The sequence below is a fragment of the Leclercia sp. M50 genome, from assembly GCF_037150775.1.
Taxonomy (GTDB): domain Bacteria; phylum Pseudomonadota; class Gammaproteobacteria; order Enterobacterales; family Enterobacteriaceae; genus Enterobacter.
In genome coordinates, this window is sequence record NZ_JBBCPK010000157.1 from 1 (window position 1) to 6688 (window position 6688).

Genomic DNA, 6688 nt, shown 5'->3' on the forward strand with positions numbered 1-6688 from the left:
GCTTTTACCGCTTCAACCAGTCTGCGGTCATAGGAGGCCGGCTTGCTGGAAACAGACTTCTTCTTTTCGACAGACGGAGCCGATGGACTGACGACCACGCTTTGTGGATCGTCACCCGGCAGGGCAATTTTCGGCCCGCCGTCAATCACGCCGGAACGTTTGAGGATTTCTCGCAACGCGGGTACGTCGCTGCTCCACTGCCCCGGGCTCAGCTTAGCGGTACTCTGGATCTGGGGCCAGGGCTGCGTATCAGCCACCAGCTCCAGCAGCGACTGGTGCATCACAGCATATTGCGGATGCGTCGGGGCCAGCCCGGCAATGAAGTGCGGCACCGTGCCGTTATCCAGCGCCAGCTGCCACTGGTTAATCACCGACAGCGGCGGTGTCGCCAGCTTGTAAGGCTTATTGCTGTAGAGCCAGCGGTTGCCGTTGACCGGGATCCCCGCCACAAACTGCAGATAGCCCATCATCGCATCCGATAGCACCACGTCACGCGCCATTCCGGTGACGGCAGGCTGGGTCAGCAACTCGACCCAGGCAGTAAACTGCGGCTGAAATCCGGCGATGGCGACTTCAGCCAGCTGCTGCTGGAACGCGCGCACGGCTTCACGATCGTCCCACATCGGCTTCATGTCACGCGCGGCATACAGCAGCGTAAGTTGATTGAGATAGGCCGGGGTGTAACCGGCAGGCAGCGCCGCAAGCAGTTCCTGACGGCGTTGCTCTGCATTGATATCCGCAGGCAGCGGCCGGATACCGGCCATTATGGCGGTGGCAGGCGATTGTTCAAGCGGCTGGGACAGCGCAGTCGGTTGCGCGCCCACCGTGGCGGAGCTATCGACAGGAACCAGCTCGGGCTCATCCGCCCGCGCACTAAACAGCGGAGCAACTAACACCGTCAGACACAAACTGAGTGCCGACAGCTGACGACCATACATATTATTCAGCAACATCCCTTGCCCCCTGTTTGCTATACGTCACGCCCTCATCACCGGGGCTTCACTTCATTATAGAGAGGCAGACCGGCACCAGCCTTACCTTATGTAAAGAAGTTTAAAGTTAACGCAGCCGCCAGTACAAGCTCAAGGAATAAAAAAAGGCGGCCCGGGGGCCGCCATCGCTAATTTTCAGATTCCTCAGGAGGCGTCAGCCGTTCCGGGCAAGGACTCCGGCGGCTGCGGGGCAAAGCCGCGCAGACCCACAACGTGAACGTGCTCGCTGTTCTGATAGACCTTACGCACCAGTTTATAGGTGGTGCCTTTCTCCGGACTGATATTTTCCGGCGCCGCGATAATCAGCTGCATATCCAGACGATCGCACAGCTCAAACAGCGTGGCGATCGAACGGGCATCCAGACGCGCCGCCTCATCAAGGAACAGCAGGCGGCATGGAGAGATATCCTTGCCGCGCAGACGGCGGGATTCATCTTCCCAGCTCTGGACCACCATCACCAGAATCGACATCCCGGTACCGATCGCTTCCCCGGTCGACAGGGCGCCAGATTCCGCGCGCAGCCAGCCGTCAGAACCACGGTTAACTTCCACTTCCATCTCGAGATAGTTACGGTAGTCCAGCAGCTCCTCACCGATGGTCTGCGGCGTGCGCTGGCCCATGTCGATCTGCGGGTTCAGACGCTGATACAGCTTCGCCAGCGCTTCGGAGAAGGTCAGGCGGTTGCTGTTGAACAGATCCTGATGCTGCTCGTGCTGCTCGGCCAGCACATCAAGCAGCGTGGCGTGGGCTTCACGCACGTTGACGTTCAGCCGCACGCTGTTGACCTGACCGAAGGAGACGCTCTGCAGCCCCTGGTTCAACTGACGAATACGGTTCTGCTCGCGCTGGATCGTCTTTCGGATGATATTGGCCACGCTGCGGGAGCTGATCGCCAGCTTCTGCTCACGTGAGGTCAGCTCTTCCGTCAGACGGCCCAGTTCAATCTCCATCTGTTCAATGGCTTCAACCGGGTCATCGGTGCGAATAATATCCTGGCGAATACGCTCGCGCAGGTGCTGATAGACCGCCACGAAGAACTGAATTTTGCGCTCAGGGCGCTTCGGATCTTCCGACATGCGCAGCACATCGCGCAGGTGTTCGTTATCCGCCACTGCCAGACGCAGCGCACCCAGCGCCTTATCCGACATAGAACGCAGCTCATCGCCGGAGAGATAGGCCAGCTCGCGGCGGTGCAGACGGCGTTCAACACCATTGTCTTTCACCATTCGCATCACGGCGCACCAGCCCGCTTTGGCGGTCACCACCTGCTCGCGCTTCTCGTGGTAGTCACGTTCCAGCTTGCGCAGACGGCGGGTCAGGTTGTCCATCTCCGCTTCACAGAAGGTGAGCGCTTTTTCCAGCTGGTTGCGGCGGGCGCGGTTATTGCTGAGCTGGGCATGGAGTTCGTCGCGACGAATGCGCGCCCGCTCCTCCGCCCCGCTGTCGGCCCGCACGCCGATATCCTGCAGCTCTTTATGCAGGTCGGTCAGCAGCTCTTTCTTGGTATCAAACGAGCTTTTCAGCGACGCCAGCACCTGATTGTACTGGTTCAGCTGCGCGGCATGGCTACGCATCGCCTCACGGGCGCGGGTACGCTCCATTTCCGCCTGCTCCAGACGCTGGCGCAGCTTCTCGTTCAGGTCGCTGTTGCCGTTCAGCATCTCCGCCGAGTCGGAGTAGCTGAAGTGCGCCCGGCGCTGGGAAACTTCGGTCAGGGCAAACGCCTGCTGACGCGCTTCGCGCTGGACCTGCTGGGACCAGGCATAATCTTCTTTCAGCTGTTCGAACTGTTCCGGGTCGCTCTGCAGCACTGAGACCATCGGCTCCAGCTTCGCCAGCTGATTGCCGTACTGCTGGACAAAGCGCGCGGCTTCCTGCGCTTCGTCGAGACGCTCCTGGATCTCATCCACCCGATCGGCGAGGGTGTCATCTGCCAGCAGGTTCAGGCGCGGCAGAATGCGGTTAAGGGCAGCGACGCCCTCTTTAGCCTGCTCGAACTGGAGGCGGCTCTGCTGGTTATCATTTTCGTGGGCTGAAATCGCGCGTTCAAGCTCGGTACGACGGGTGGTGAACTTGCGGATCTCGGCTTCCGGATCGGCCTCAAAGGCCACGGCCAGATGGCTGCCGATAAAGCGGCTGAACGCCTGGTGCAGACGCTGGGTTTTTTGCACGTCGAACGAGAGCGTCGCAAAACGTTCTGACAGCGCTTCACGCTCGGTATGCAGGCTCTCAATACGGCTTTCACGGGCCGCGCGGCCAAACAGCGGCAGCGCCGGGAAGCGCGAATAGCGCCACTGGCGATCGGCGATTTTCACCACCACCGCTTTTTCCAGCTCGTCGACGCCAAAGACGCTGTCATCGAACGACTGCGGATCCCCTTCGATCAGATAGAGATCTTCCGGGCAATCTTCCAACCCTTCGAGCTGGTCCGCGATCAGCGACAGATCTGGCACCACAATCGCGTGGCGGGATGGACCATACAGCGCCGAGTAGTACGGGGCATCTTCAAGGCTGACGTCGTCATAAATCTCTGACAGCAGCACGCCGCCAAAACGCTCTGCAAGGGTGTTCAGACGGGCATCTTCCGCACCACCAGGCTGGCTTAAACGTTCGATTTCGTCGTCGACGGCGCGCTTACGCGCACCCACTTCGTCACGTTCAACAATTGCTTCGCGTTCACGCTCCAGCAGCTGCTGCAGATACTCCGTGACCTCCTGGCTGGATTCGAAGGTTTCGCCACACTGCTCGCTGAGCTGGCTGAGGCTGCTCTGGGCGGCCAGCCAGACTGGGGCGCGCTGCATCAGCGTCTGAATACGCGACTGTAGCTGCTCCATCTCCTGACGCAGCGCCATACGCTGTTCGCTGGCACTGGATACGCTGTCGGACAGCGACGCGATACGGGCTTCCAGCTCCTGATGCAGGCTTTCCAGATCGTCAATATCGACTCGTTTACCCTGACGCTTGCAGAACTCAGCCAGCAGGCGTTCCGCCTCCTGCTGTTCACGCAGGCGCTGCTCCAGCTCGTTCAGGCGCATACGCAGCGGCTGAACCTGTTCCGCCAGGTGGCGCTGGTTAACGCCATCACGCAGCAGCTCGCGGGCCACTTCCCACGCTTCGGCGCGCGCCAACGGGCCGTTAATCGCGGCCACCAGCTGGTATGCCTGTTCAAACTGGCTGTGCGCAGTTTGCGCCACGCTCATTTTCTGCTCAAGATTCAGCAGCTTCTCGGTGGCTTCCTGCTCTTTGGCCTGGAAAGTTTCCAGCCACTGATCCGCGCTCTCTGGCGTCAGGTCCGGCAGGTGGCAAAGCGCTTTTGCACGTTCCAGCGCCTGCAACGCCTGATTGTACTGAATGGCGCGGGTTTGCTGGACGTCGAGCGCCTGCTGATAGTCAGCAAGCTGGCTTTTCAGCTCATCCACTTCCAGCTCGGCGGCTTCAGCCCGGGCTTCGTTCTCTTCCTGCTTGTCGGCAGCTTCCGCCACCACTTCGTTCTGCTCTTCCAGACGAATTTGCAGTTCATCGAGATCCGCTTCGTAGCGCTCGATTTTTTCCTGCTGACGCAGCGCGGTCTGCACCAGGTTCAGGTGATCGCTGGCGGCCTGATAGTCGGCCTCCAGATCCCCTTCTGCCCCGTTATGCTCGGACAGCTCGCGGGCCATCTCGACGTGCTTGTACTGCTCAGAGGCCAGCTGCTGGCGGGAGGTGAAGAGCTCACGGCGATACTCGAGAGCCTGATCGAGATGAATGCGGCGCTCGTTGGCGTGACGCATGTAGTCCGCCGCCACATAGTTGGTGGCTTCGCTGATCAGGTGCTTGAACAGGTCACGGTCAGACTGCGTGACGCGAATGGCTTCCAGCGTCATACGGTTTTCACGCAGCGCCGCTTCCATGTCCTGGAACGCCTTACGCACACCGCTGTTTTCCGGTAACAGGTAATCACGCAGGGAGCGGGTAATGGCGCTGGAGATCCCGCCGTAGAGCGAGGCTTCGATCAGACGATAATATTTACTGCGGTCCGAGGCGGAGCGCAGACGACGGGCGACGATGCCCAGATCGAACATCAGCGAGTGGTATTCGGTGATGGAGTTGAACTGCTTAAACTGCACGCCTTCAATGGCTTCCAGCTTGTCTTTCAGCTCCTGCAGCGTCAGCACGCGCGCCTGGCGTTCGTTCAGGGTTTCCGTCAATAGCGCGGTGGGCTGAACGGAGGTTGGCAGCCCCTGAATGGCGAACGGTTTGATATCCACTTTACGGTCGCGACCGGCGACCTGCTGCAAGCGGACGCCAACCACCACGCGCTGATGGCGGGAGTTGATCACGTCCAGCACGGAGTAACAGACACCCGCCTTCAGCTTACCGTGCAGACCCTTATCGCGGGAACCGCTGGTCGCGCCAGCTTCGGTGGTGTTACGGAAGTGCAGCAGGGTTAAGTCCGGGATCAGCGCCGTGACGAAGGCCGCCATGGTGGTGGATTTCCCTGCCCCGTTACCGCCCGAGAGCGTGGTCACCAGCTCATCGAGATCAAAGGTGCGGGCAAAGAAACCGTTCCAGTTAACCAGCGTCAGTGAGCGAAATTTACCGCGTTCAATCATTACTCTTCCTCCCCGCTATCCGGCTGATTGTCTTCATGCTCGTCATTGAGCTGCAGATGGTTTTCCACCGGCATCGCTTCGCCATCACGGATCATGCGCAGCTGCGCTTCGCGGGCGTCATCGCCCACGCGCACGTCGGCACCGAAGCGGAACACAGATTCAGTGATGCGGAATTTGCTGCTGTCATGGCCCATAAACCACACCATCCCCAGACGGCGCAGACGGTTCAGGGAGGAGCGCACTTTTTCCTGTAACTTCTGACGGTCAACGTCCGAGCCGGTGGAGCGGTTGTTTACCAGCTTCAGCAGCTTGCCTTCGTCCGCCAGGGTCATCAGCTCGTCATAGAGCTCCTGCTGGGTGAAGATGCCTTCGTTCGCCAGACGCTCCGGGCTGAGGTAGAGATAGCAGAGAATTTTGCCGACCATCATGTCCAGTTCGGAGAGCACCGAGCGCGGGATAAGCGTGGTGGAGCGCGGGCGCAGATAGAAGAACCCCTCCGGCGCGCGGATCAGCTCCACGTTATAGCGGGCGTAAAACTCTTCCAGGTACTCCTGAAAATCCATTAAAAAAGCGTGATTATCCAGCTCGTCGAGACCAATGTGACGACCGGCACGCAGCTGGCTGTCCAGCGCCGGAAAGATCGGATTTGCCAGCGCCTGGGCCAGCTTAACTGGCATCACGTGTTCAATATTTGTCAATGACATGCGCCTGTACCTTGGCTCCGTAATCGTTGATCGGCTGCCACTTCGGCGGCAGGCCGGTGAAATCTGCTTGCGCGACGCCCAGGCGTACCGCCTGATCGACCACGATGCGGGCGATATCGAAATGGCGGGCACGCGGGTATTGTGCGAGGTAGTCGCGCACCACCAGACCGAGATCGAGTGGTTTGTTTTTGGTTTTGAAGATCGCCAGCTGCTCCTCGATCATCGCGGCAAGCTGTTCCCGTATTTCGTTAAACTCTTCATATTCCAGATCGGCTGGCAGCTCGCCGGTGACCTCTTCGTCGCGCAGGCTCATCTCTTCGTCACGCATATCGAGCAGGCGGTCAGCGCTGGCGTAGGTCAGCGCCCACGGGGCATCGAAATAGGTCTGTACCGACTGGC

Annotated in this window: 3 protein-coding genes and 1 pseudogene; all 4 read right to left on the minus strand. The window is 59.8% G+C overall.

Features of this window, described 5'->3' with window-relative positions:
• Nucleotides 1-953, minus strand: a 953-nt coding sequence (gene ldtD / locus WFM46_RS22300) for a L,D-transpeptidase (RefSeq protein ID WP_336998576.1), incomplete at its 3' end; no start/stop codon positions are given.
• Nucleotides 954-1136: 183 nt separating this feature from the next.
• Nucleotides 1137-5585 carry a chromosome partition protein MukB gene (gene mukB, locus WFM46_RS22305; RefSeq protein ID WP_103178933.1) on the minus strand — a complete coding sequence of 1483 codons (4449 nt, stop codon included), beginning with the start codon at nucleotides 5583-5585 and terminating at the stop codon, nucleotides 1137-1139.
• Complete coding sequence (gene mukE, locus WFM46_RS22310; RefSeq protein WP_103178932.1) at nucleotides 5585-6289, minus strand: chromosome partition protein MukE; 705 nt, start codon at nucleotides 6287-6289, stop codon at nucleotides 5585-5587. The genes mukB and mukE overlap by 1 nt, the downstream gene beginning before the upstream one ends.
• A pseudogene (locus WFM46_RS22315) lies at nucleotides 6270-6688 on the minus strand (chromosome partition protein MukF); the annotation flags it as partial. The gene mukE and the pseudogene WFM46_RS22315, both read right to left, overlap by 20 nt.

Excerpts from the sequence above, each read along its gene's own strand:
- mukE (WP_103178932.1), bottom strand. The coding sequence starts at position 6,289 with ATGTCATTGACAAATATTGAACACGTGATGCCAGTTAAGCTGGCCCAG.
- mukB (WP_103178933.1), bottom strand. The coding sequence starts at position 5,585 with ATGATTGAACGCGGTAAATTTCGCTCACTGACGCTGGTTAACTGGAAC.